Raw genomic sequence first — 23,586 nt, forward strand, 5'->3', positions numbered from 1 at the left:
CGATGATCTTTGCCGCCATTGCCGATATTCACGGAAACTGCGCCGCGCTGGAGGCGGTGCTTGAGGATATCGCCAGGCTCGGTATCGAGGACATTGTCAATCTCGGCGATTGTTTCAGCGGTCCGCTGGAGGCCGGTTTTACCGGCGACGTGCTGGTCGGCAACTGGATTCCCAGCATCCGCGGCAATCACGACCGGGAACTGATCGAGCGTGCGCCGGAGGAGATGGGGAGCTGGGAAAGGCCCGCCCATGCGCAGCTGAGCACTGCGCACCGGGACTGGTTACAAACTCTTCCGTTCAGCATGGTGTTCAAGGACGTCGCTTATTGCTGTCATGGTTCGCCCCGTGACGATCTGGAATATTGGCTGGAAACGCTGTCGCCTGAAGGTGTCCTGAAATTGCGGCCTCTGGCCGAAATCGAAGCCATGGCTGAGGGTATCACGCAGCCGCTGATGCTTTGCGGCCATACCCATATCCCACGCACCGTGCAGCTTTCAGATGGCCGGCTGATCGTCAATCCGGGCAGCGTCGGCTGTCCTGGGTGGAGGGACGATACGCCTTTCGATCACCACGTTGAAGCCGGTCACCCGCTCGCCACCTATGCGGTTCTCGAAGAAACCGCACGCGGCTGGCAGGTCTATTTCCGCAATATCCGTTACGACAACCTGGCCATGTCCGAAATGGCTCGGGTCAACGGTATTCCTTATCTGGCCGATGCGTTGGAAAACGGCTGGCTGAAGCGCTAGGGATCACCCCTCACTGGTCATCACCACGCATGCATAAGAGCGTGCCTTCAGCGCCTTGCAGGCGGAGACTGCCGAGGACTGGTCTTCGAAGCCGGTGAAGCGGGCTCTGTAGAGCGTCGCCGATCCGCTCTGCACGGCTTCGGTGTAGGGGGCGATGCCGGAATAGTTGCCGATATTGGAACGCGCATTGGCGAGCAGCGAGCGGGCGGCGGCTTCGCTGTCGGTGGCGGCGATCTGCACCTCCCACCGGCTGCGCTGGCCGGAAGGGGCCGCAGCGGGAGCAGGCCGCGGGATGGCCGAGACCTGCATCATGTCCGCCACATCGGCGTTTGCGGTGGCAATCTGCATGGCAACCGGATCTGCCCGGCGCTCGGCGAACATTGGCAGCGGCACGGCAGCCGGCGGCACGGCGGCGGCAACATCGAAGGTGCGGCTGACATTGGCACTGGCGACGAGCTGTTCGGTGTTGCGGCCTCTCGATGCCTGCGGCACGGCCTTGTCGAGAAGTGCAGCCATCTGGGCATCGCGGCTGCGCGCGGTCTTGCCGCCCAGCACGACGCCGACGACGCGGCGGCCATTGTGATTGACTGCACTGACGAGATTGAAGCCGGAGGCGTTGGTATAGCCGGTCTTGATGCCATCCATCCCCTGATAACGATACATCAGATTGTTGTGGCCACGGATGCGCTTTCCACGAAAATTGAAGGATTGCGTGGCGAAGAGGCTGTATTCTTTGGGAAAATCCCGTTGCAAGGCAAGACCGAGCTTCGCCATGTCGCGTGCCGTCGTCACCTGCGACTTGTTGGGCAGGCCGGACGCGTTGCGGAAGACCGTTTTGGTCATGCCGAGCTGGCGGGCCTTGCGGGTCATCATTTCGGCGAACCGTGCCTCGGAGCCGCCGAGGTGATCGCCCATACCTTCGGCCATGTCATTGGCGGATTTGACGATCATGCCGTAGACGGCTTCGCGCACTGTGAAGGTCTGGCCCTGACGCACATAGAGCTTCGAGGGAATGACCGATGCCCCATTCTTGGACATGGTTATCTTCTGGTCCCAGCGAAGTTTGCCGGCATGCAGCGCCTCAAAGGTCAGGTAAAGCGTCATCATCTTGGTGAGCGAGGCGGGGTGGTTCAGCACATCGGCATTGCGGGCGGCCAGAACCTTGCCGGTATTGGCGTCCATGATGAAATGGGCATAGCCCGCCTGCGCCGGCGACGCATGGAGCGAGAGGATCGCGCAAAAGAAGGCGAGTGCAAAAATCCAGGCACCCGCCATTCCCCGTTTGATCATTCCCGACATAGTTCACCCCTTTTGTTCGATCGCCGCGCTGGGCAAAGTTTTACTGACACTTTCCGGCAACAAAACCGCTAAAACTTTAGAGATCGCTTTCGTGCTTAATTAAGTATGAATTTCAACCCGACAGCTACCCTCACAATTTCCTTGAAAAGAAACCAACCATCCGGTATGTTTGTGACATGACAAACGCTCATGAACGCAAGAAGCAGCCTGAGGTGGTGCGCCGCAATCTACTCGATTGCGCGGCGAAACTTGCTGCTGAACAAGGGGTTGCAGCACTTTCCGTGCAGGCGGTGGCGGATGCGGCGGGAGTGACCAAGGGCGGGCTGTTTCACCATTTTCCTTCCAAGCAGGTCTTGCTCGAAGCCGTCATGACTGACCTTCTGGCGGCGCTGGACAACGAGATCGATGCTCTCATCTCACAGGATCGTGAAGCTTCTGGAAGCTTTACGCGGGCCTATGTAAACGCGGTTTTCTCTGATCGGGGCAGGGATTCGGGTCGGCAATGGGCAGCGATCTCGGTTTCGATGGTCGGCGAACCGTCGCTTCGACGCATGTGGAACAGCTGGATCGAGGGTCGTCTTGTCCGTCATAAAGAAACGGATGACGGGGTGGTACTGGAGATGGTGCGGCTGGCTGCCGACGGCATCTGGTTTGCCGATCTGCTGGCCGACGATGGCAAAGCGGGTGGCGACAGGGCGGCTCTGCGGGCCCGGATGATCGCCCAGACGAAGAAGGATAGGTGACGATGAATACCGCGGTCTTCACTTATGGCGCGCTCGTCGCAGCCATTGTCTGCGAGGTAATCGCCACCTCCTTCCTGCAGCAATCGCAGCAGTTCACCAGGCTGGTGCCGACAGTGCTGATGGCGTTGTTTTACGGTGCAGCCTTTTATCTTCTGTCGTTCACGCTGCGGGCGCTGCCGGTCGGCGTGGCCTACGCGATCTGGAGCGGGCTTGGCATCGTGCTGATTTCCGGCATCGGATATTTCGTGTTCCGCCAGACGCTGGATATTGCCGCCGTCATCGGCCTCGGCTTCATCATCACCGGCGTGGTGATCGTGAATGTATTTTCGAAGACGGTGGGGCATTGAGGGGCTGGGTGGTGTAGCGCGAAGGCTATACCGACCGCCTCATCCCGGCTTTGAGCCGGGATCCGGCGCGATCAAGTCTTTGATCGCGAGAGACTCTTTCGCGGCGCAGACGCGCCGCGGCTGGATGCCGGATCTAGTCCGGCATGACCGTAGAGAGGTCCGCGAGCTGTGGTTGCCATGCCGGAAGTTCTGCCCTTCTGACATCACGCCAGAATGCTGCGATCCACATCGGTAATCAGCCGCTTGCCGCAGAGCGCCATGCTGACATCCATTTCCTTGCGGATGATCTCGAGCGCTGTCGTCACGCCCTGCTTGCCATCCGCACCGAGGCCATAGAGAAAGGGCCGGCCGATATAGGTGCCCTTTGCGCCAAGCGCCACGGCCTTCAGCACATCCTGACCGGAGCGGATGCCGCCATCCATGTGCACCTCGACCCTGTCGCCCACAGCATCGACGATTTTCGGCAGCATGGCGATGGAGGAGTGCGCGCCGTCGAGCTGGCGGCCGCCATGGTTGGAGACGATGATGGCATCGGCGCCGGTATCGAGTGAAGCGCGGGCGTCTTCCTCGTCAAGAATGCCCTTGAGGATAAGTTTGCCGCCCCAGCGTTCCTTGATCCATTCAACGTCTTTCCAGGATAAACGCGGATCGAACTGCTCGGCCGTCCAGGAAGAGAGCGACGAGAGGTCGGAGACGTTCTTGGCGTGGCCGACGATGTTACCAAAGCTGCGGCGCTTGGTGCGCGCCATGTCCAGGCACCATTTGGGCCGGGTCGCCATCTGCCAGATGTGTTTCGGGGTGAATTTCGGCGGGGCCGAGAGGCCGTTGCGCAGATCCTTGTGCCGCTGGCCAAGGATCTGCAGGTCGAGCGTCAGCACCAGCGCCGAGCACCCGGCGGCCTTGGCGCGGTCAATGAGGTTGTTGACGAAGTCACGGTCCTTCATCACATAAAGCTGGAACCAGAAGGGTTTCGAAGTGACGGAGGCCACATCCTCGATGGAGCAGATGCTCATGGTGGAGAGCGTGAAAGGCACGCCGAATTCCTCCGCCGCCTTGGCAGCCAGCATTTCGCCATCGGCATGCTGCATGCCCGTAAGGCCCGTAGGGGAAAGCGCTACCGGCATCGAAACCTTCTCGCCGACCATTTCGGTGGCGAGCGATCGGTCGGTCATATCCACCAGCACGCGCTGGCGCAGCTTTATCTTGGCAAAATCATCCTCATTGGCGCGGTAGGTGCTTTCCGTCCATGCGCCGCTATCGGCATAGTCAAAAAACATTTTCGGCACACGGCGCTGCGCCTGGTTTTTCAGGTCAGCTATGGTCAGGATTTTGCCCATGGATAAAGCCTTCACATTTGAATGATGGCTTCACTTAACATGAATAGCAGGGTTGCGACATCGAAATCGTCATTGGTGTTTCACCAAAAAGCGCGCAGGGACAGTTCGCAGCCAAGTACGAGCAGGCAGATGAGGAACCAGCGCCGAAATGTCGCCGGGCTAACGATATGGCGGATTTTCTGGCCGAGCCACATGCCGAGAAGCGCTGGCAGGACGGCGAGTGCGGAAAGCGACAGATGCTCGACATGAAAAGCATTCTGAGAAGCGAGACCGGCGGCAAGTGCAAGGGTGGAAATGGTGAAGGAAAGGCCGAGTGCCTGCACCAGATCGTCTCGGCTAAAACCCAGCGATTGGATATAGGGCACAGCGGGTACGACGAAAATTCCGGTGCCGCCGGTCAGAAGGCCCGTCACCAACCCCATGATGGGGGAGAGTTTTGGTTCCAGCCTTGCCGGTATTGAGATCGGTCTGGCAAGCAGGCTGTAGGCTGCGTAAACCGCGAGGCACAGGCCGAGCGCTGAGGTGGTCCAGACGCCGGTGCCCGCCGTCATCAGCCGGATGCCGATGATGGTGCCGAGGGTGATAGCGATCATCATCGGCCACAGCCGCTTCACGATGGCCCGGAAATCAGGCCCGGCCAGCAATTGCCAGATATTGGTGATGAAGGAGGGCAGGATGAGCAGGCCGGCGGCGATGACCGGGGGCATGAAGAGGCCGAGCACGCCCATGGCAACAGTCGGCAGCCCCATGCCGGTCACGCCCTTGACGATGCCGGCAATGACGAAGGTCGTGAGGATCATCATCAGGGTGGTTGTGTCTAGATTCGGCACCGGGCACTCCAGAGGTCATTCGCATTCGGCCGAAATGGCGTCAGGCAATCATGTGGAGCGAGCGAGTGCCACTTGTCTCTTCTCCCCGCCGGGGAGAAGTCCGCGGCAGCGGGATGAGGGGGCACGCTCTCCGAAATCCGGCAACGTTGCCCCCTTATCCGACCCTTCGGGCCACCTTCTCCCCGGGGGGAGAAGAAAGAGGCGGCACACGCTCGATCCAATATGTGACGGATGTAAACCAGTTAGCAGCTTTATGTTTCGGCCGCAGCCGAACTATGCCAGCACGCTCTTCATCGGCTGGCCGGCCACATAGGTCTCTACCACTGTGCGGTCGTCGCCCATGGTCAGCATCAGGAAGAGTTCTTCCGTGAGGCTTTTCACCACTTCCATCTTCAGGGCCATGGCTGACGTCGAGGAGGCGTTCAGCACCGTGATGTCGGCATCCGTGCCGGCCTCCAACGTGCCGATGCGGTCGACCATGGAGAGCGCTTCTGCATTACCACGGGTCATCAGATACCAGCTTTCCAGCGGGTTGAGACGTTCGCCCAGCAATTGCTGGATCTTGTACGCCTCGTCCATGGTGCGCAGCATGGAATAGCTCGATCCGCCGCCGATATCGGTGGCAACCGCGATACGAACAGGCTTTTCGCGCCTTTGCAGCTTTTTCATCGGGAAGAGGCCGGAGCCGATGAAGAGGTTCGATGTGGGGCAATGCACTGCCACCGCGCCGGTTTCCGACAGCACATCCGCCTCGCGATCGGACAAATGAATGGCATGGCCGAGAAGGGTCTTTTTGCCCATCAGGCCGTAACGCACATAGATGTCGGTGTAGTCGGTCGCTTCAGGGTAAAGCTCGCAGGTATATTTGATCTCGTCCAGATTTTCAGACAGATGCGTCTGGATGAAGAGATCGGGAAACTCCTGCGCCAGCGCCTGTGCTGCTTCCATCTGCTTCGGTGTGGAGGTGATGGCGAAGCGCGGGGTGATGGCGACGTGGTTGCGGCCCTTGCCGTGCCAGTCGGCGATGACCTGGCGTGTCTCGTCATAAGAGGTTTCCGGCGTGTCCAGCAGGCCCTGCGGGGCATTGCGGTCCATCATCACCTTGCCGCCGACCATCAGCATGTTGCGCTTCATGGCTTCCGCGAAGAAGGCGTCGGCGGAGGTTTTGTGCACGGAGCAATAGGCGGCGGCCGTTGTCGTGCCGTGGCGCAGAAGCTCGTCGTAGAAGTGTGTGGCGATGCGTTGAGCATGCGCGGTTTCAACGAAGCGGCATTCTTCCGGGAAGGTATAGGTGTTCAGCCATTCCAGCAGGTTGGCGGCATAGGAGCCGATGACCTGCATCTGCGGGAAATGCAGGTGCATGTCGATGAGGCCCGGCACGATAAGGTGCGGGCGGTGGTCCTTTTCCTCGACGTCTTCGGGTGCTGTCTTACGGATATCGCCGTATTCGCCGATGGCGGCGATCTTGCCGTTTTCGAGAAGCAGGCCGCCATCTTCGATATAGAGATAGCTTTGCGTATCGTCGATTGCGAGCGGCGCGCGGCGGAAGCTCAGCAGGCGGCCACGCAGCAGAACCAGGCTCATTCAGTCTTTCCTTCGGCTTTTCCAGCCCCGGAAACCGCACTTTCATACCATGCGGTGAGCACCTTGCGCTCATCCGGGGTGATGGCGGTGATGTTGCCGGGAGGCATGGCATGGCTGCGCCCGGCTTGCAAATAGATTTCGCGCGCGTGAGCGGCGATCTGTTGGTCGGTTTCGAGCTTTACCGATTTCGGCGTGAACGGCACGCCTTCCCACGCCGGCTCGGCGGCATGGCACATGGAACAGCGACCCTGAACGACGTCACGGGCCTTGGTAAAATGGGCATCGCTGACGAATTGCTGCTGCATGGGTGAGAGGGTGGCAGCCTTCTCTTCCTGTTCGCCGGTCAGCACTTTCGGCACGGTGGAAAGCCACATGATGACGATGAAGATGAGGGCGGTCGCAAGCCATGTCCATGTCGGCTTGCCCTTGCGGGCATGGGTTGTGTTGAACCAGTGGCGGATAGTGACGCCCATCAGGAACACCAGCGCTGCGATGATCCAGTTAAAATGCGTGGCAAAAGCCAGCGGATAATGGTTCGACAGCATGAAGAAGATGACGGGCAGCGTCAGGTAGTTGTTGTGCAGCGAGCGCTGTTTGGCGATGCGGCCATATTTCGGGTCCGGCGTTCGCCCGGCGATCAGGTCTGCGACGACGATCTTCTGGTTGGGGATGATGATGAAAAAGACGTTCGCCGACATGATGGTGGCGGTAAACGCACCCAGATGCAGGAAGGCGGCGCGACCGGTGAAGACCTGCGTGTAACCCCAGGCCATCGCCACCAGCGCGACATAAAGCACGATCATCAGGCCCCAGGTATTGTTGCCGAGCGGCGATTTGCAGAGGAAATCATAAAACAGCCAGCCGATGGCGAGCGATGCCAGCGACAGGGCGATGGCCTGGAACTGGGTGAGATCAAGTACGGAATGGTCGATGAGGAACAGGTCCGCCCCGCCATAATAAACGATGCAGAGCATGGCGAAGCCGGAAAGCCAGGTGACGTAACTTTCCCATTTGAACCATGTCAGGTGCTCGGGCATCTGGGCAGGGGCGACCAGATATTTCTGGATGTGGTAAAAGCCGCCGCCATGCACCTGCCACTCCTCGCCATAGGCCCCGGGCGGCAGATGCGGCCGTTTGACCAGCCCGAGATCGAGCGCGATGAAATAAAAGGATGAGCCAATCCAGGCGATGGCGGTGATGACGTGGAGCCAGCGGACGGCAAAGGCCATCCATTCCCACGCAATGGCGTATTCGTACATGCGGTTCCCCTGATCCTTGTGCAGCGCACCTTGCGAGAAATTTGGCCTTTAGGGAAGGGAAAAGCAGAGACCTGGCAGAGATTGTTCACAATGCAAAGCGGTTGTGTCTGCAATCCTGGGCCGGTCCGTTCCGGCTGGGCGATCAAGCCCTCGAAAGCTGGAAACGGTCTATCCTGTCGTTGAGTTTGTGCTTAGCTGGCTAAGGCGACTCAGCTATGATCCTGTGTGCAGCCTGCTGATGTGTTAGAATATCAGGCTGTGGACTCTCGCGCCGATGCGCAGGGCTCCCATGACATGTTTCGCTGGCGGTTTTTCCGAAAGCGGGCGCTGCGAACCCTGGGCGGAGCAGATCAGGGGGCAGGTGTCGCAGTTCCCGGTGCCATTGTGTCCGGGTGTGAGTGATATGAGATTTTAAGTTAAGGGACGCAATGATCTTCCGGCTGCCGCCGTTGTTTTCAACGGAGACCGTGCCGATGCGCCTTGTTCTGACGGTTCTTTTTCTGCTTTTTGCATTCAGCGCCACCGCGCTTGCCCATGAATCCCACAAGGGATTCAAATATGAAAGCTACTGCTGTAACGGCGATGCCGAAACTGGCGACTGCCAGATGATCCCGACGCGCAGCGTTCGGGTGACGTCTGATGGTTACGAGGTCTCGCTTGCGCCCGGTGATCACCGCATGGTCACGCGACGTCACGTTTTCAACTGGTCCCAGAGTCAGGCGCGTCGATCCGAAGACGGGGAATATCACCTCTGTCTGTTCCCGGATGAGGATACGCCGCGATGCTTTTATGCGCCGGATATGGGGTATTGAGGCTGCTGCTGCGGCCGGCTTTCCTCGATCCGCTTCAAAATCCAGTCGCGGAACAGCCTTATCTTGCGAATGTTCCGGCGGTTTTCGGGGTAGACCAGCCAGTAGTTCTTGCCCTCGCTGCTAAGATGCTCGAAGGGTTGATAAAGGCGGCCGAGCGCAATCTCATCGGCATAGAGTTCCGGGGTGAGCATGGCGACGCCCTGGCTGGCGATCGCCGCTGCGGCCTCGAAGGCCTGCACATTGAGGCGGCTGCGGGGATAACGGTCGAGACCGGGATTTTCAACGCCCACTTCCTGAAACCACTGGCTCCACCAGATATCGCCGGGATCAATGATGCGCAGGCGCAGCAGATCTTCCGGGCGGTGCAATCCGCCGATGCTGTCAGCAAGACTTGGATGCAGCATCGGCGTATAAACGCCGCGCAGCAGTTGATGGTAGATCAGCCCTTTACCGTTATCTTTGCTCCAGCGAATGGCGACATCGCAGTCTGATTGGGAAAAATCGATCAGTGAGCTCGATGTATCAAGCCGCACCGCGATTGAGGGATGTTCAAGCTGGAAAGCGCCCAGATGCCGCGAAAGCCAGCGCGACGCAAAGGTGGCGGTTGAGTGGATTGTCAGCGTTGCATCGGGCGCGTCGCGCACGCTATCGACAGCCTCCTTTAAGGTATTAAAGGCTTCCGCAACTTTCGGCGCTAATTTTTCTCCAGCCTCGGTCAGCGAGACTTGCCGCGCCTTTCTTATGAAGAGCGGCTCTCCGATATTCTCCTCCAGCAGTTTCACCTGATAGCTGACTGCCGTCTGCGTCATGCCCAATTCCTCGCCGGCCTTGGTGAAGCTCATGTGTCTTGCGGCGGCTTCGAACACCCGCAGGGCATTCAGGGGGAACTGGCGTGACATTTTCATGGATAAGTTCTCTTTATGCCAATTGCCGAAGGTTTCATTGGTTTTAATTTGGAAATCAGAGCATTTTTAGCGCAATTCATCAACTGACCTTCTGACATTTTTGAACGGAGACGAACATGCGCACAGCACTCTTGCGCGCGTGGTCCCGCCTGCGCGCGGGCCTGCGGACAGCGGAACGGTTTACCCTAGAGAGCCTCCAACCCGACAATCTGGCGGATGAAAGCCTGCCGGACGCGCTCAAGCGAGATCTAGGCCTTGAGGATGGCCGTATCGATTACCGCTGCGGCGGGTTTCGGCAGCGGAAAATGCTTGAAGCAACTCGGCTGCCACAAGGGCCGCTATAACGGCGGGACGCTTGTCCCTGACGCCGCTGCCGCCGATGGGCAGGGTGAGTTTCGCAAGGCGGGAAGGCGGCTCGTCTTCCCGCTCCAGCCAATGGGCAAAGGTAGCGCGTTTGGTCTTCGAGCCGATCATGCCGACATAGGCGAGATCGTTGCGGGCGAGCGCCTCCTTCGCGATCATGAAATCGAGTGCATGATCGTGGGTGACGATGACCGCGGCCCCATTTGCCGGGATTTTCCGAACGAATGCTTCCGGCATGGGGGTGAGTATGGACGCCGCTGCCGACGGAAGATCGCGCAGTTCGTTTTCGCGTGTTTCGACCACGGTCAGGGTCAGGGGCAGCAGCGACAGGGCCTCAGCCAGCGCCTTGCCCACGTGGCCAGCACCAAAAATGAAAACGGCGGGCTGCTGCTCGGCTTCGCCCTTCTGCCTTGCCTCAAGCGCGGCGGCAATATCCGCCGTGACCAGCCGAAAGCGCAGGAGCGTGCGCCCGCCGCAGCATTGGCCGATTTCGGGGCCAAGCGGTATATCCATGCGGTCTTCGGCAACACCGCTGCGCAGCATGGCGCGGGCATGGTCTATCGCCATATATTCGAACTGGCCGCCGCCGATGGTTTCCCAGATGGCCTCCTGGCTGACCAGCATGAAGGTGCCGGCCTCGCGCGGTGACGAGCCTTTCACGGCTTCGATTTCCACCAGGATTGTGGAGGTGTAGCGGGCGAGGAAAGTGGAGAGGGAGGCGTCAGGCATTGGGGCTGGCCCCCTCAGCCGGCGCTGCGCGCCACCTTCTCCCCGGCGGTGAGAAGAAACCCGGAGCACTGGCTCCGTCCATCTTACGTGCTTGCAGGAAGGGTGAGGCGATGCGGCATCTTTCTTCTCCCCGACCGGGAGAAGGTGGCCCGAAGGGACGGATGGGGGGGCTCGGCCGCATGGATACGTCCTCCCTCAAACCTTTTTCAACCGTTCCACCGCCATCAGCACCCGCTCCGGCGTCGCTGGCGCGTCGAGGCGTGGGCAGACCTTGTAATCTGCCACGGAAGCGACGGCCATGGAGAGGGCTTCGAGAACCGAGATGGCCAGCATGAAGGGCGGTTCGCCCACAGCCTTGGAGCGGCCAATGGTGGGTTCGGCATTTTCCGACCATTCCGCCAGCCTGACGTTGAAGCTCTTCGGCCGGTCGGAGGCGAGCGGGATCTTGTAGGTGGAAGGCGCGTGGGTGCGCAGCCGCCCCTTGCCGTCCCACCACAATTCCTCCGTGGTCAGCCAGCCCATGCCCTGCACGAAGGCGCCCTCGATCTGGCCGATATCGATGGCCGGGTTGAGCGACTTGCCGACATCGTGGAGGATATCGGTACGTTCCATCAGATATTCGCCGGTCAGCGTGTCGATCGATACTTCCGAGCACGCCGCGCCATAGGCGAAATAATAAAACGGCGTGCCACGGCCGGCGGCGCGATCCCAGTGGATTTTCGGCGTCTTGTAAAAACCGGCGGCGGAAAGCTGCACGCGGGCGAAATAGGCCTTTTTGATGAAGTCGTTAAAGGCGATTTCCTCAAGGCCGATGCGGACCCGGTTCGGCAGGAAGACGACTTCCTCTTCCGGCACGTTCCAGTTCTCGGCGGCGAATTTGATCAGCCGATCGCGGATCTGGCGTGCGGCGTCATAAGCGGCCATGCCGTTCAGGTCGGTGCCTGACGAGGCGGCGGTGGCTGACGTGTTCGGCACCTTGCCTGTGGTGGTGGCGGTGATTTTCACCCTGTTGATATCCACCTGGAAGGCATCGGCCACGACCTGCGCCACCTTGGTGTAAAGGCCCTGGCCCATTTCGGTGCCGCCATGGTTTAGATGGATGGAGCCGTCATTATAGATATGCACCAGCGCTCCGGCCTGGTTGAAGGCGGTCATGGTGAAGGAGATGCCGAATTTGACAGGGGTGAGCGCAATGCCCTTGCGGATGACCGGGCTGGTTTTGTTGAATTCGATGATCGCCTCGCGTCGTCCGCGATAGTCGCTTGACGTCTCCAGCTCCTCGACAACGCGGGCGATGATGTTGTCCTCGACTTCCTGATGATAGGGCGTCGTGGTGCGGCCGGAACCGGTCTCGCCGTAGAAATTCAGCTTGCGGATATCGAGCGGGTCCTTGCCGACGGCATAGGCGATTTCTTCGATAAATCGTTCCGCGCCGAGCATGCCCTGCGGGCCGCCGAAACCGCGAAAGGCGGTGTTGGAGACGGTGTGGGTTTTGAGCGGCCGCGAGGTGAGGTGCACATGCGGATAGAAATAGCTGGAATCCGCATGGAACAGCGCGCGGTCCGTGACCGGGCCGGATAGATCGGAGGAAAAACCGCAGCGGGCGGCATAGGTGGCATCGACGGCGTGGATGCGGCCCTCGTCATCGAAGCCCAGCTCGTAATCGACGCGGAAATCGTGGCGTTTGCCTGTTGCCGTCATGTCCTCGTCGCGGTCCGGCCGGATTTTCACGGCCCGGTTCAGCTTCTTGGCGGCGATGGCGCAGAGCGCGGCGAACTGGTTGCCCTGCGTTTCCTTGCCGCCGAAACCGCCGCCCATGCGGCGCACCTGCACGGTGACTGCATTGGATGGAACCTGCAGGATGTGGCTGACGATGTGCTGGATTTCGCTCGGATGCTGGGTGGAGCTCCACACCGCCACATCATCGTCTTCGCCCGGCACCGCCATGGCGATGTGGCCCTCGAGGTAAAAATGTTCCTGTCCGCCGATCCGCATCGTGCCGGTGAGGCGGCGTGGCGCGACATCCATTTCCAGCTTTGCATCGCCACGCTTCAGCGTCATCGGATCGATAACGAGCGCGCCGCCATTGTCAATCGCTGTATCGATGTCGGTGAAATGCGGCAGATCCTTATAGGTGATCTTTGCTTTCCGGGCGGCCTTGCGAGCAATATCGCGCGTCTCGGCGAAGACCGCGAAGATCGGCTGGCCGTGGAATTCCACCTTTGTTTCGGCAAGCAGCGGCTCGTCGTGACGGCCGCCGGAGGAAATGTCATTTTCGCCGGGCACGTCCTTGCCGGTCATCACCCAGAGAACGCCTGGTGTGGCTTCGACCTCGGAGAGGTCCATCGACACAATTTCCGCGTGGGCACGGTCCGCCATGCCCAGCGCGCCGTGGATGAGGCCCGCGGGTTCGGGAATATCGTCGATATATTCGGCGCTGCCCGTCACGTGCTTGTGGGCGGAATCGTGACGGAGCGAGGTGTGCATCGGGCCGTCGATTTCGGTCTTGGTCTTGTCGAAGCTTGTGGTGTCCATGGTTCAAGCCTCCTCCAGCGAGAAGCGGGCAAGTTCCTGCTTTTCCCCTGCTGTCTCGAGGAAAAACCGTGTCAGCAAATTCTTGGCCGTCAGTTGCCGATATTCGGCGGTCGCCCGCCAGTCGGTCAGCGGGGTGAAATCCTCGTCCAACGCATCGCGCGCGGCATCAATCGTGTCCTGCGACCACGCTTTACCGAGAAGCGCCGCCTCCAGATGTGCAGCGCGTTTCGGCGTACCGGCCATGCCGCCGAAGGCGATGCGGATGTCTTCGACTGCGCCCTCAGCATCAAGCGTCAGATTGAACGCTCCGCACAGCGCGGAAATATCCTCGTCGCGGCGTTTGGAAATTTTGTAGACGGCATAGTGGCTTTCCGGCTTCTGGAACGGAATCAAGAGCTTTTCGACGAATTCGCCGCTGAGCCGGTCCTGTTTGCCGTAATCGATGAAATAGCTTTCCAGCGGCAGGCTGCGGTTTCCCGAGGAAGAACGCAGAGTCAGCGTCGCGTTAAGCGCGATCAGCGCCGGCGGTGTATCTCCGATAGGCGAGCCATTGGCGATGTTGCCGCCGATGGTGCCCATGTTGCGCACCTGCTCGCCGCCGAGACGATCGAACAGCCGGGCAAGCGGCGGGAAATGCTCTGCGATGGTCTTGAAGGCTTGGCTGTAGGTGACGCCCGCGCCGAGCGTGATACCGTCTTCGCCCACCGTGATGGTCTGCAGGTCGCCGAGATTATTGATGAAAATGACAGGGTTCAGCGCCCGCATCTGCTTCGTCACCCACAGGCCGACATCGGTTGAGCCGGCAACGATGGTCGCTTTCGGCTCCGCGGCGTAGATTTCGGTAAGATCAGCAAGCGTTGCCGGAATTATGGTGCGGTCTTCGCCGCTGACGATGGTGATCGTCTCGTTTTCGCGGATCGCCCAAAGCCGTGCCATGATATCGGTGCGGTCCCGTTGCAGCGGGTCGAACAGGGCGCTCGGGCGGGCGGCAGCGATTTTTTCGGCGGCCTTCACGATCGGCTCGTAACCCGTGCACCGACAGAGATTGCCTTGCAGCGCCTTCTCGATATCGGCGCGGCCGGGGTTTTCGCTGGTCAGCCACAGGCCGTAAAGCGACATGATGAAGCCCGGCGTGCAGAAACCGCATTGCGAGCCGTGGAAATCCACCATGGCCTGCTGCACGGGGTGCAACGTGCCGTCGCGGGCTGCCAGATGCTCCACCGTCACGATATGGGTGCCGTGCAGCGAGCCCAGAAAACGGATGCAGGCATTGACGCTTTCATAACGCAGCGAACCGTCCAGCAGCCGCCCAACCAGCACCGTGCACGCGCCGCAGTCGCCTTCCGCGCAGCCTTCCTTGGTCCCGGTCAACCGCTTGCTGATGCGGAGGTAATCGAGAAGCGTGTCTGTCGGTCCGAAATCCCTAAGCGAGATCGTTTCGCTGTTGAGGATGAAGCTGATCGCGTCGTTCATGCAATGCCTTGCTTTTTGTCCGGCCGCCGAGCCGGTTTCTTGTTGTTCATCTATGCACGCCCCGGCAGGCATATCGATTTCCGTTTTGGCAATTCATTCTTTCCATAACGGAAAGAAAATTTGGCGATTATTGTGCTGTCCATCCACCGTCGACGGAAATATGCGTGCCGGTGATGTTGCTGGCGGCGTCGCTGGCCAGGAATATGGCCGCGGTCGCGACATCATCGACGGTGACGAATTGCTTCGTCGCCTGCAATTCCAGCATCACGTCGTTCTTCACCGCCTCTTCGCTGATGCCACGCACCTTGGCCATCTCAGGTATCTGTTTTTCCACCAGCGGGGTGAGCACATAACCGGGACAGATGGCGTTGACGGTAACCCCGGTCTGCGCAAGCTCCAGCGCCGCCGTTTTCGTCAGGCCCATGATGCCGTGCTTTGCGGCCACATAGGCCGATTTGAACGGCGAGGCTACGAGGCCATGGGCCGAGGAAATGTTGATGATGCGGCCTTTGCCAGCCTTCTTCATCAGCGGTATCGCGGCGCGCATGGTATGGAAGGAACTGGTCAGATTGATGGCGATGATCCAGTCCCATTTTTCCGTCGGAAACTCCTCGATGGGCGCGATATGCTGGATGCCGGCATTGTTGATGAGCACGTCGACCGAGCCGAGCTTATCGTGCGACGACTGGATGAGATCGGCGATCTCGTCCGGTTTCGTCATGTCTGCGGGATGGTAAAGCACGCGCCCGCCGCTTTCGGCTTCCAGCACCAGACGGAGTTTTTCGATCTCGTCCTCGTCGCCGAAACCGTTCAGCACGACATTTGCGCCCTCCCTTGCAAATCTCTGGGCAATGGCAAGGCCGATGCCGCTCGTGGAGCCTGTCACGATAACTGTCCGATGCATGCTTTCCCCTTTTTGCATTACTTCGCACATATTTAACCAGCGTATGCCCAAGAAGGCAGGCTGGCAATCGCCATTTCTGTCCGGGGTCACAGGACACGGATCCGGCGGCGCCCATCCATTTTTTCGAAGCTAAACTTCCATATTATGCGTTTGTCTGCGGGGGCCTCAGTCCCTATCTCTCGGACAGGCAAACAGAGGTATGTTCATGGAACTCGGTCTTTACACTTTCGCGGATGTCAACCCGAACCCCGCCGATGGCCGGGGGCCGGAAGGCGCGCGCCGGCTCAGGGAGCTTCTGGAGGAAATCGAACTTGCCGACCAGGTAGGTCTCGATGTGTTCGGGCTCGGCGAACATCACCGCCCGGACTATGTTGTGTCCTCGCCCTCCACCGTGCTTGCTGCGGCGGCGGTGACGACGAAGAACATACGTCTGACGAGCGCCGTTTCGGTGCTGAGTTCGGATGATCCCGTTCGCGTGTTCCAGCAGTTTTCCACCGTCGATCTCCTGTCGAACGGCCGTGCCGAGATCATGGCGGGGCGCGGCTCCTTCATCGAATCCTATCCGCTGTTCGGTTATGATCTGGAAGATTACGACGTGCTGTTTGCCGAAAAGCTCGATCTGCTGCTGGCGCTGCGCGAACAGGAAATCGTCACCTGGTCGGGCACCAAGCACCCGGCCATCAACGGTCGGGGCGTTTATCCGCGACCGCTGCAGGAACGTCTGCCTGTCTGGATCGCCGTTGGCGGCACGCCGCAATCGGTCGCCCGCGCCGGCGCCATGGGGCTGCCGGTAGCGCTCGCCATTATCGGGGGCGAATATCGCCGGTTCGCGCCGCTCTTCGATCTCTACCACGAGGCTGCCCGGCGGGCCGGTCAGGACAAGACGACACTGCGCACCAGCATCAACGTGCATGGCTTCATTGCCGATACCACCGACAAGGCGGCCGATCAGTTTTACGGTCCGCAGGCGGAGGTGATGAACCGCATCGGCCGCGAGCGCGGCTGGGGGCCGACCAACCGCGCCCATTTCGATGCAGCGCGTGGCCCGGAAGGCAATCTTTTTCTCGGCGAGCCGGAGCTGGTGGCAGAAAAGATCATCAAGGCGCATGGGGTATTCAGGAATGATCGCTTCCTGCTGCAGATGGCCATCGGCCTGATGCCACATGATCAGATCATGCGCGGCATCGAGCTTTATGGTACGAAAGTCGCTCCGATCGTCAGAAAAGAATTGACGGGGAGCGCCGATCCGGTGAAAGCCACGGCCTCATGATTACCAAGGCGGGCGCCACGAGACCCGCCATTCACAATGACGGAAAGACATATGGTTATCTCCACCGACGAAGAACTGGTCATGCTGAAGGATATCGGCCGCATATGCGCCGTTGCCATGCAGACCATGGCGGATGCGCTGGAACCGGGCATCACCACGGCCGAACTGGATGCCATCGGCCGCAAGGTGCTCGAGGATAACGATGCGGAATCGGCGCCGGAGTTCTGCTACAAGTTTCCCGGTGCGACCTGCATCAGCGTCAATGAGGAAGTGGCCCACGGCATTCCGGGAGCGCGCATCATCAAGGCGGGCGACCTCGTCAATATCGATGTCTCGGCCGTGAAGAACGGTTTTTTCGGCGACACGGGTTCGTCTTTCGCCGTGCCGCCGGTCAAAAAGGAAATCGAGCGGCTGTGCCGCGATGGCAAGCGCGCCATGTGGACAGGCCTGCAGCAGGTGAAGACAGGCCGGCCCTTTGCCGATATCGGTAATGCCATCGGCGCTTTCGCCAAGAAAAACCGCTACACGCTGATCACCAATCTGGCGAGCCATGGCATTGGCCGTTCGCTGCACGAGGAGCCGAAGGAACTGGCGACCTGGCCGGACAAGGATGAGCGACGCATCATGCAGGAAGGCATGGTCTTCACTGTCGAGCCATTTCTTTCGACGGGGGCTTACTGGGCGGAAGACGGCGATGATGATCCGTGGACGCTCTACAGCGATCCAAGCGCGCCGACGGTACAGTATGAGCATACCGTGGTCGCGACCAAGAACGGACCGCTGGTGCTGACGCTCGCGGACTGACGACGCCTCCTTAGCCGCCTCGTTTTCGCTGTCGGAGCGGGCGCGTGCCGCTTGTTTCTTCTCCCCGGCGGGGAGAAGTCCGCGGCAGCGGGATGAGGGGGCAAGCTCTCCGAAATCCGGCAACCTGGCCCCCTCATCCGACCCTTCGAGCCACTTTCTCCCTGGCGGGGAGAGGAAATACGCGGCACCCTCGATGCTCACCGCTTGACCGATAACGACTGCTTATAACGCGATCAAAATAACTCGCTTGTCCCTTATCCTCCCCGTTGCGATAAGCCATGCATGAGCATCGACAAGCCACTTTCCGCCAGACATCTGACAGCGTTCGGTTTCGCCGGTGCGCTGATGATGGCCTCCGCCATGGGCTTCGGCCGTTTTTCCTTTACGCCGATCCTGCCTGGCATGATGGCGAACGCGCCCCTGTCTGCGGGGGATGCGGGGATCGTGGCGGCTGGTAACTTTGCCGGTTATCTGGCGGGTGCGGTTCTCGCCGCCTATTCATGGGGCTCGGGACGGGAAAGGCTGGTGGCGCTGAGCGGCCTGTTTGCAACCGGAGCGCTTTTGTTGGCGATGGCGGCTTTCAACTCCGTCGCCGCTTTCACAGTCATCCGGTTTCTCGCCGGTATCGCCAGTGCGCTGACCATGATCTTCACCTCGCAGATCGTCATCGGCCATGCCGTCAAGGCCGGCAGGGACAATATCCAGGCGTTGCATTATGGTGGCGTTGGCGCGGGGATCGCAATCTCCTCGCTTGCGGTCTATCTCATCGGTGTCGTGTTCGATGGAGGTGGCGCCTCGTGGCGGGAGGAATGGATCGCCGGCGCCGTCTTCTCCTTCCTGACCTTTATGCTCGTCTTCAGGATATTGCCGGCAGGCCCGCCGCGGCATGCTTCCGCGGTGGCGGAACCGCCGCTCAGCTGGACACGACCGCTTTTCCTGACGACGTTGGCCTACGGTCTTTTTGGCTTCGGTTATGTCATCACAGCCACCTTCATCGTGGCGATAGCGCGCATGGCAGCAGCCGGTGTTTTCGTGGAGTTCCTCGCCTGGTTCATCACCGGCTGCGCCGCTGCGGTATCCCTGTTCCTCTGGACGCCGCTATTGAGGGCGCAGGGGCTGAAACGTGCTTTCGTGATCGTTCTTGCCGTGGAAGCCGTCGGCGTCTTCGCCTCCGTGATGCTGCCGCCCGTGTCCGGTGTACTCATGGGTGGTCTGCTCCTGGGGCTGACCTTCATGGTCATCACCGCTTACGGGCTACAGCTCGGCCGGGAATTTGCGGGTCCGAGCCCGCGTCGCGCCTTTGCGCTGATGACGGCCGCTTTCGGGACGGGCCAGATCGTCGGGCCGCTTGCCGCCGGCTGGATTGCCGAGGCAACGGGAAGTTTTACCGCGCCCAGCGTTCTCGCCTCCGCCGTGCTCGTCGTCAGCATTCTGCTGATGCTGCCGGTGCTCGCCACGGAGCGGCGTGGTTAAGGCCGCGGGCCGCCGTCTCTTCCCCTTTCATCCTGCGTTTCCGCTGGGTATCGTCCACGGACTCTGCCTTACATCTTGTTAAGGTCAGCGCTTCGCCGTTGCTGTGCACAAATTTCTGCCCTAGGTTCGGGCAATCTAGTGCTTCGCCAATAATGGCTGATTTCAAACGCGCGTGAGTTCGAAACGTGTTTCATTCCTTCTTTCCCAAACCGAAATTGTTCTTCACGTCTGCCTTCGTCTGGGCGATGGCCATGATCGGCGTTTGGTATGCCGGCGGCCGCAATTGGGGCGCCGCCATTGGTCTGCCGCCTTTGCCTGCCGGACAGGAGCCTGTCATCGGCGTTTCGGTTTTCTGGTCCACGCCGTTCCTGTGGTTCTACATCTATTACGCCGTTGCCGCGCTGATCTTTTCCGCATTCTGGTTCTGGTATCGACCCCATCGCTGGCAAAACTGGTCAGTGCTCGGTTCGGCGCTTATTATTTTCGCAACGTATTTTTCGGTGCAGGTGAGTGTTGCGGTGAATGCCTGGTACGGGCCGTTCTACGACCTCATCCAGCAGGCTCTGGCGCGAACGGCGCCTGTTACGGCTGAGCAGCTATATATGGGGTCGCTTGGTTTCGCAGGCATTGCCTTCGTCGCCATCTTCGTTGGCGTTCTAAATCTGTTTTTCGTCAGCCACTACATTTTCCGGTGGCGCACGGCGATGAACGAATTCTACATGTCGAACTGGGATCGTCTGCGGCATATTGAAGGTGCCTCGCAGCGTGTGCAGGAAGATACGATGCGCTTTTCCTCCACGGTCGAGGGGCTGGGCGTGGGCTTCGTGCGCGCGATCATGACTCTGATTGCATTTCTACCTGTCCTGTTCACTTTCTCGGAAACCATCACGGACCTGCCGTTTTTCGGGACCGTGCCGCATGCGCTGGTATGGGCTGCGATCGTTTGGTCAGTGTTCGGAACCGTTTTCCTGGCGCTCGTGGGTATCAAACTGCCCGGCCTCGAGTTCCGCAATCAGCGCGTCGAAGCGGCGTATCGAAAAGAACTTGTCTATGGTGAAGACCATGAAGATCGCGCGGATCCCCTGACCATCAGCGAGTTGTTCGCGAATGTCCGGAAGAATTATTTCCGCCTCTATTTCCACTATCTCTACTTCAACGTCGCCCGCATCTTTTATCTGCAGGCGGACAACATCTTTGGCACACTGGTACTCATCCCGTCGATCGTTGCCGGCAAGGTAACGCTCGGGCTGATGAACCAGGTACTCAACGTCTTTGAACAGGTCCGTGGCTCGTTCCAGTACCTCGTCAACTCATGGACGACCATTGTTGAACTCCTGTCGATCTACAAACGTCTTAAAGCTTTCGAAGCGGCCATCGAAGGGCAGGAACTGCCTGAAATCGACCAGCGCTACCTGCTTCGGGAAGCAAGAGGCGGCGAGCTGGATGCTGATCGCCCATGACCAAACAAAAAGGCGGCCAATCGGCCGCCTTTTTTTCATGAAGAGGTTTCAGCCCTCGGTCTTCAGCTTCTTGCGCGCCTCGATCATCGGCATGGCTTCAGCATAGCTCACACAGGCGACATCGGTCTTGTGGCAAACCTCGCGCAGCAGCCTTTCATAGGCGTTCCAGTAGGCGCCGCCATTCATTTTCACGAAGTGAAAGCCCATCTGCAGGGGAATGCGTTCGCCATTGTACTGCCTGTCGAAAGCGTTGCGGAAGGCAGTGTAGGCGCGCTCTTCGAACTCGCTCGAGCGATCGGGCGTTTCGACGCCGACGGAGTGGCGGATGAAGAGGTTGTAATCCATGGCAATGATCGGGCGGTTGCCCGGGCCTTCGGGTATCAGCGGCAGGCCGAAATGCTGGATACCTTCCCGCTCCACCGGCCATTCCGGTCCCTTGGTAATGCTGGTGGCGTCGTAAACGAAGCCATGCTTTTTCTGCGCGGCGGTCAGCGCCGGACCCTGCGACAGATAGGGCGCGCGGAAACCATTGATCTTTTTGACCATGTCGCGCCAGCCTTCGGGCTCCTCGCCCTTCTTGCCGATCATCTGCCAGGCGTTTTCCAGCGTGCTGGTGAAGGTGGTGAATTCGCCCTCCCACTGTTCGGCGGTCCATTGCCCGCCGTCGAAATGGCCGCAGGTGTGGTTGGCGATCTCGTGGCCTTCGCGATAGGCGGCCCAGATGTTTCTAAGCCTTGCCTCCACCTCATCCGGCGACTGGCCGAAGCCGACATTGGAGCGGCCGGCCTTCTGGCCCGGTCCCTGATAGGTCTTGGCGCTGGTCCTGCGATCCATCACCAGCGTACAGGCGAGAAAATAGGTGAAATGCGCCCCGACTTCTTTCGCCGTCGTCCGGCTTCTTTCCCAAAGCGTATTGTCGCCCGCACCGTCGAAGGAAACGATGACAAGCTGCTTTGGCTTCTGCACCTCTTGCGCAAAAGCGGGAAGGGCGGCGAGAAGCGACAGGGAAAAGGCGGCAAAGGGGCGAAACATCAGTCTTCCGTCATATGAACACCGTGGCCTTTTGCGGGTGGAATAAGGCGAAGCTTTGAATAGTCTGGCGTTTTCATGACTTTCAGCCTAATTCCTGTTCTTGACTGCGGTGATTGAGCCGCTTCGTTCCACTCCGGGGGCCGTGTTCCATGCTTTTTCTCGCACTCTGTCTTGCCTTGTTTTTGCTCACCCATCTCCTGAAGGTGATCGCACCGCAGTTTCGCGCGCGCATGATCGCGACGATGGGTGAAGGGCCATTCAAGGGCGTTTATTCCGTCGTCAGCCTCATCACGCTCGGCCTTGTCATTTACGCTTTCGGCGAAGCGCGGCAGGAGACGGGCATGCTCTGGTATCCGCCGGTCTGGATGAGCCACATCGCCATTACCCTGATGTTGCTGGCGATGATCTGTCTCGTGGCCAGCCTCATCCCGGCTGGCCATATCGCAACGAAGACCAAACATCCGCTCATTCTGGCCGTCAAAATCTGGGCGCTCGCGCATCTTCTCGCCAATGGAGAAACGTCTTCGATCCTGCTTTTCGTGTCGTTCCTTGCCTGGGGCGTGGTGATGCGGATTTCGCTGAAGCGCCGGGAACGGGCAGGCGAAAAAGTGGTCCGCGACTTCGTTTCAAGCCGCTACGATCTGGTGGCGGTCGTCGGCGGCATCGTTCTGTGGGGGGCTTTCATCCTGAAACTGCACGAATGGTTGATCGGCGTTCAGCCCATCGCCATGTAGGAAATCGACGTTTCCCCCTTACATATCAGGCAAAATAGGCTAGAAGGCCGACCATGACCCGGTTGGCCTTACTTTTGCCGATCCGGGTAAGCGGCTTGGTATGTCCGCGGACGGATGGATCGGGACACGATCTCCGCGCGGGTAACGGAGAATTTGATGGCAAACGAGAATGATACCTTTATCCGCGAAGTGAACGAGCAGATCCGCTCCGAGCAGCTGTCGCGTTTCTGGGGCCGTTACGGTATCGTGGTCGTGGGTGCCGCCGTCCTCGTTGTTCTCGGTGCCGCCGGTGCCGGCATCTACGAATACTGGAACACCAGCCGTGCCTCCAATTCCGGCGATCAGTTCCTGGCGGCCCTGACACTCGCTTCCGAAAACAAGACGGATGAGGCGCTGAAGGCTTTCGCCGATCTCGAAACCTCCGGTCACGGCAACTATCCCGTTCTGGCGAAGTTCCGTTCGGCAACGCTGCTGTCACAGAAGGGCGATGCGGCCGGTGCGATCGCCGCCTTCACCGCGATCGGCAACGATAATTCCGCGCCGCAGGTCTTCCGTGATGCCGCCAAGGTTCGCGCCGCCTGGCTGCTGGTCGATAATGGCACCTATGATCAGGTGGCTGCGCTTGCCGAACCGCTCAGCACTGACGGCCAGACCATGCGCGCTTCCGCCCGCGAGGCGCTCGGTCTTGCCGCCTATAAGGCTGGCGATTTCGCCAAGGCCAAGCAATGGTTCGAGCAGATCGTCGGCGACACGCAGGCGCCGCGCAACGTCACCAACCGCGCGCAGATCATGCTCGATAACATCACCGCTTCGGGCAAGGCTGCCTAACGCCGCTGCCCCGCCCGAGATCGCGCCGACAATCTTCGCATTGCCAAAGCGATCCAACGCATTATTTTACGCATGTCCTTTGCCCAAAACAGGTAACGTTTTGGGCAGACGTGCTTTAA

At 59.7% G+C, this 23,586-nt stretch carries 21 protein-coding genes; 10 read left to right on the forward strand and 11 right to left on the reverse strand.

The window, feature by feature from the left end; genetic code table 11:
- Window positions 1-2: 2 nt before the first annotated feature.
- The gene (locus K7A42_RS22305) at window positions 3-746 is read left to right on the forward strand and encodes a metallophosphoesterase family protein (protein WP_282455901.1); all 744 of its coding nucleotides are present in this window, start codon (window positions 3-5) and stop codon (window positions 744-746) included.
- A gap of 3 nt (window positions 747-749) precedes the next feature.
- Here the strand turns inward: K7A42_RS22305 and K7A42_RS22310 are convergent, their stop codons facing one another.
- Complete coding sequence (locus tag K7A42_RS22310; protein ID WP_034498739.1) at window positions 750-2,021, reverse strand: D-alanyl-D-alanine carboxypeptidase; 1,272 nt, start codon at window positions 2,019-2,021, stop codon at window positions 750-752.
- Window positions 2,022-2,221: 200 nt separating this feature from the next.
- Between K7A42_RS22310 and K7A42_RS22315 the strand changes: the two genes are divergently transcribed.
- Complete coding sequence (locus K7A42_RS22315; protein WP_282455902.1) at window positions 2,222-2,788, forward strand: TetR/AcrR family transcriptional regulator; 567 nt, start codon at window positions 2,222-2,224, stop codon at window positions 2,786-2,788.
- Window positions 2,789-2,790: 2 nt separating this feature from the next.
- The gene (locus K7A42_RS22320) at window positions 2,791-3,135 is read left to right on the forward strand and encodes a DMT family transporter (protein ID WP_004443106.1); all 345 of its coding nucleotides are present in this window, start codon (window positions 2,791-2,793) and stop codon (window positions 3,133-3,135) included.
- Between the two features lie 203 nt (window positions 3,136-3,338).
- Here K7A42_RS22320 and K7A42_RS22325 read toward each other — a convergent pair whose 3' ends face one another.
- From K7A42_RS22325 to puuD, 4 genes are all read right to left on the reverse strand, one after another.
- On the reverse strand, window positions 3,339-4,472 hold the full coding sequence (locus K7A42_RS22325) for an alpha-hydroxy acid oxidase (protein WP_004443103.1): 1,134 nt from the start codon (window positions 4,470-4,472) through the stop codon (window positions 3,339-3,341).
- 80 nt (window positions 4,473-4,552) lie between these two features.
- Window positions 4,553-5,272 (reverse strand): sulfite exporter TauE/SafE family protein, encoded by a 720-nt coding sequence (locus tag K7A42_RS22330; protein ID WP_282456031.1) that lies wholly within the window; start codon window positions 5,270-5,272, stop codon window positions 4,553-4,555.
- Between the two features lie 303 nt (window positions 5,273-5,575).
- A complete protein-coding gene (gene guaD / locus K7A42_RS22335) occupies window positions 5,576-6,886 on the reverse strand; it encodes a guanine deaminase (RefSeq protein ID WP_113381253.1) in 1,311 nt (436 codons plus the stop codon).
- Window positions 6,883-8,145, reverse strand: coding sequence for a urate hydroxylase PuuD (gene puuD / locus K7A42_RS22340; protein WP_037089719.1), 1,263 nt, complete (start codon window positions 8,143-8,145; stop codon window positions 6,883-6,885). Before puuD ends, guaD begins: the two co-directional genes overlap by 4 nt.
- Before the next feature lie 473 nt (window positions 8,146-8,618).
- Here puuD and K7A42_RS22345 point away from each other — a divergent pair, with 473 nt between their 5' ends.
- The gene (locus K7A42_RS22345) at window positions 8,619-8,957 is read left to right on the forward strand and encodes a hypothetical protein (RefSeq protein WP_006699610.1); all 339 of its coding nucleotides are present in this window, start codon (window positions 8,619-8,621) and stop codon (window positions 8,955-8,957) included.
- On the opposite strand, the gene K7A42_RS22350 is transcribed toward K7A42_RS22345, so the two are convergent.
- From K7A42_RS22350 to K7A42_RS22370, 5 genes are all read right to left on the reverse strand, one after another.
- Window positions 8,933-9,862, reverse strand: a complete 930-nt coding sequence (locus tag K7A42_RS22350) for a LysR substrate-binding domain-containing protein (RefSeq protein WP_037089720.1) — start codon at window positions 9,860-9,862, stop codon at window positions 8,933-8,935. The two genes, K7A42_RS22345 and K7A42_RS22350, sit on opposite strands and share 25 nt — an antisense overlap.
- Window positions 9,863-10,099: 237 nt before the next feature.
- Entirely contained in the window at window positions 10,100-10,954 is an 855-nt protein-coding gene (xdhC, locus tag K7A42_RS22355) for a xanthine dehydrogenase accessory protein XdhC (protein ID WP_282455903.1), read from the reverse strand.
- A 195-nt stretch (window positions 10,955-11,149) separates the two neighbouring features.
- On the reverse strand, window positions 11,150-13,489 hold the full coding sequence (gene xdhB, locus K7A42_RS22360; protein ID WP_282455904.1) for a xanthine dehydrogenase molybdopterin binding subunit: 2,340 nt from the start codon (window positions 13,487-13,489) through the stop codon (window positions 11,150-11,152).
- Between the two features lie 3 nt (window positions 13,490-13,492).
- Window positions 13,493-14,962: a xanthine dehydrogenase small subunit gene (gene xdhA / locus K7A42_RS22365; protein WP_037089723.1), complete on the reverse strand. Its 1,470-nt coding sequence runs from the start codon at window positions 14,960-14,962 to the stop codon at window positions 13,493-13,495.
- 127 nt (window positions 14,963-15,089) lie between these two features.
- Window positions 15,090-15,866 carry a 3-hydroxybutyrate dehydrogenase gene (locus tag K7A42_RS22370; RefSeq protein ID WP_004443086.1) on the reverse strand — a complete coding sequence of 259 codons (777 nt, stop codon included), beginning with the start codon at window positions 15,864-15,866 and terminating at the stop codon, window positions 15,090-15,092.
- Between the two features lie 205 nt (window positions 15,867-16,071).
- On the opposite strand from K7A42_RS22370, the gene K7A42_RS22375 reads away from it, so the two are divergent.
- The 4 genes from K7A42_RS22375 to sbmA all read left to right on the forward strand — a co-directional run bounded on the left by K7A42_RS22375 (window position 16,072) and on the right by sbmA (window position 20,873).
- The gene (locus K7A42_RS22375; RefSeq protein ID WP_282455905.1) at window positions 16,072-17,136 is read left to right on the forward strand and encodes an LLM class flavin-dependent oxidoreductase; all 1,065 of its coding nucleotides are present in this window, start codon (window positions 16,072-16,074) and stop codon (window positions 17,134-17,136) included.
- A 51-nt stretch (window positions 17,137-17,187) separates the two neighbouring features.
- Complete coding sequence (map, locus tag K7A42_RS22380; protein WP_004443083.1) at window positions 17,188-17,940, forward strand: type I methionyl aminopeptidase; 753 nt, start codon at window positions 17,188-17,190, stop codon at window positions 17,938-17,940.
- 282 nt (window positions 17,941-18,222) lie between these two features.
- Window positions 18,223-19,413, forward strand: coding sequence for an MFS transporter (locus K7A42_RS22385; RefSeq protein WP_282455906.1), 1,191 nt, complete (start codon window positions 18,223-18,225; stop codon window positions 19,411-19,413).
- A gap of 185 nt (window positions 19,414-19,598) precedes the next feature.
- Window positions 19,599-20,873 carry a peptide antibiotic transporter SbmA gene (gene sbmA, locus K7A42_RS22390; protein ID WP_006699415.1) on the forward strand — a complete coding sequence of 425 codons (1,275 nt, stop codon included), beginning with the start codon at window positions 19,599-19,601 and terminating at the stop codon, window positions 20,871-20,873.
- Between the two features lie 48 nt (window positions 20,874-20,921).
- On the opposite strand, the gene K7A42_RS22395 is transcribed toward sbmA, so the two are convergent.
- Window positions 20,922-21,905, reverse strand: coding sequence for a polysaccharide deacetylase family protein (locus K7A42_RS22395; RefSeq protein WP_282455907.1), 984 nt, complete (start codon window positions 21,903-21,905; stop codon window positions 20,922-20,924).
- A 149-nt stretch (window positions 21,906-22,054) separates the two neighbouring features.
- Here K7A42_RS22395 and K7A42_RS22400 point away from each other — a divergent pair, with 149 nt between their 5' ends.
- The gene (locus K7A42_RS22400) at window positions 22,055-22,639 is read left to right on the forward strand and encodes an NnrU family protein (protein WP_006699417.1); all 585 of its coding nucleotides are present in this window, start codon (window positions 22,055-22,057) and stop codon (window positions 22,637-22,639) included.
- Window positions 22,640-22,795: 156 nt separating this feature from the next.
- Window positions 22,796-23,467, forward strand: a complete 672-nt coding sequence (locus K7A42_RS22405) for a tetratricopeptide repeat protein (RefSeq protein ID WP_004443073.1) — start codon at window positions 22,796-22,798, stop codon at window positions 23,465-23,467.
- Window positions 23,468-23,586 lie beyond the last annotated feature (119 nt).

Origin of the sequence: Agrobacterium sp. InxBP2 (assembly GCF_026191755.1) — a bacterium.
Lineage (GTDB): Bacteria > Pseudomonadota > Alphaproteobacteria > Rhizobiales > Rhizobiaceae > Agrobacterium > Agrobacterium pusense.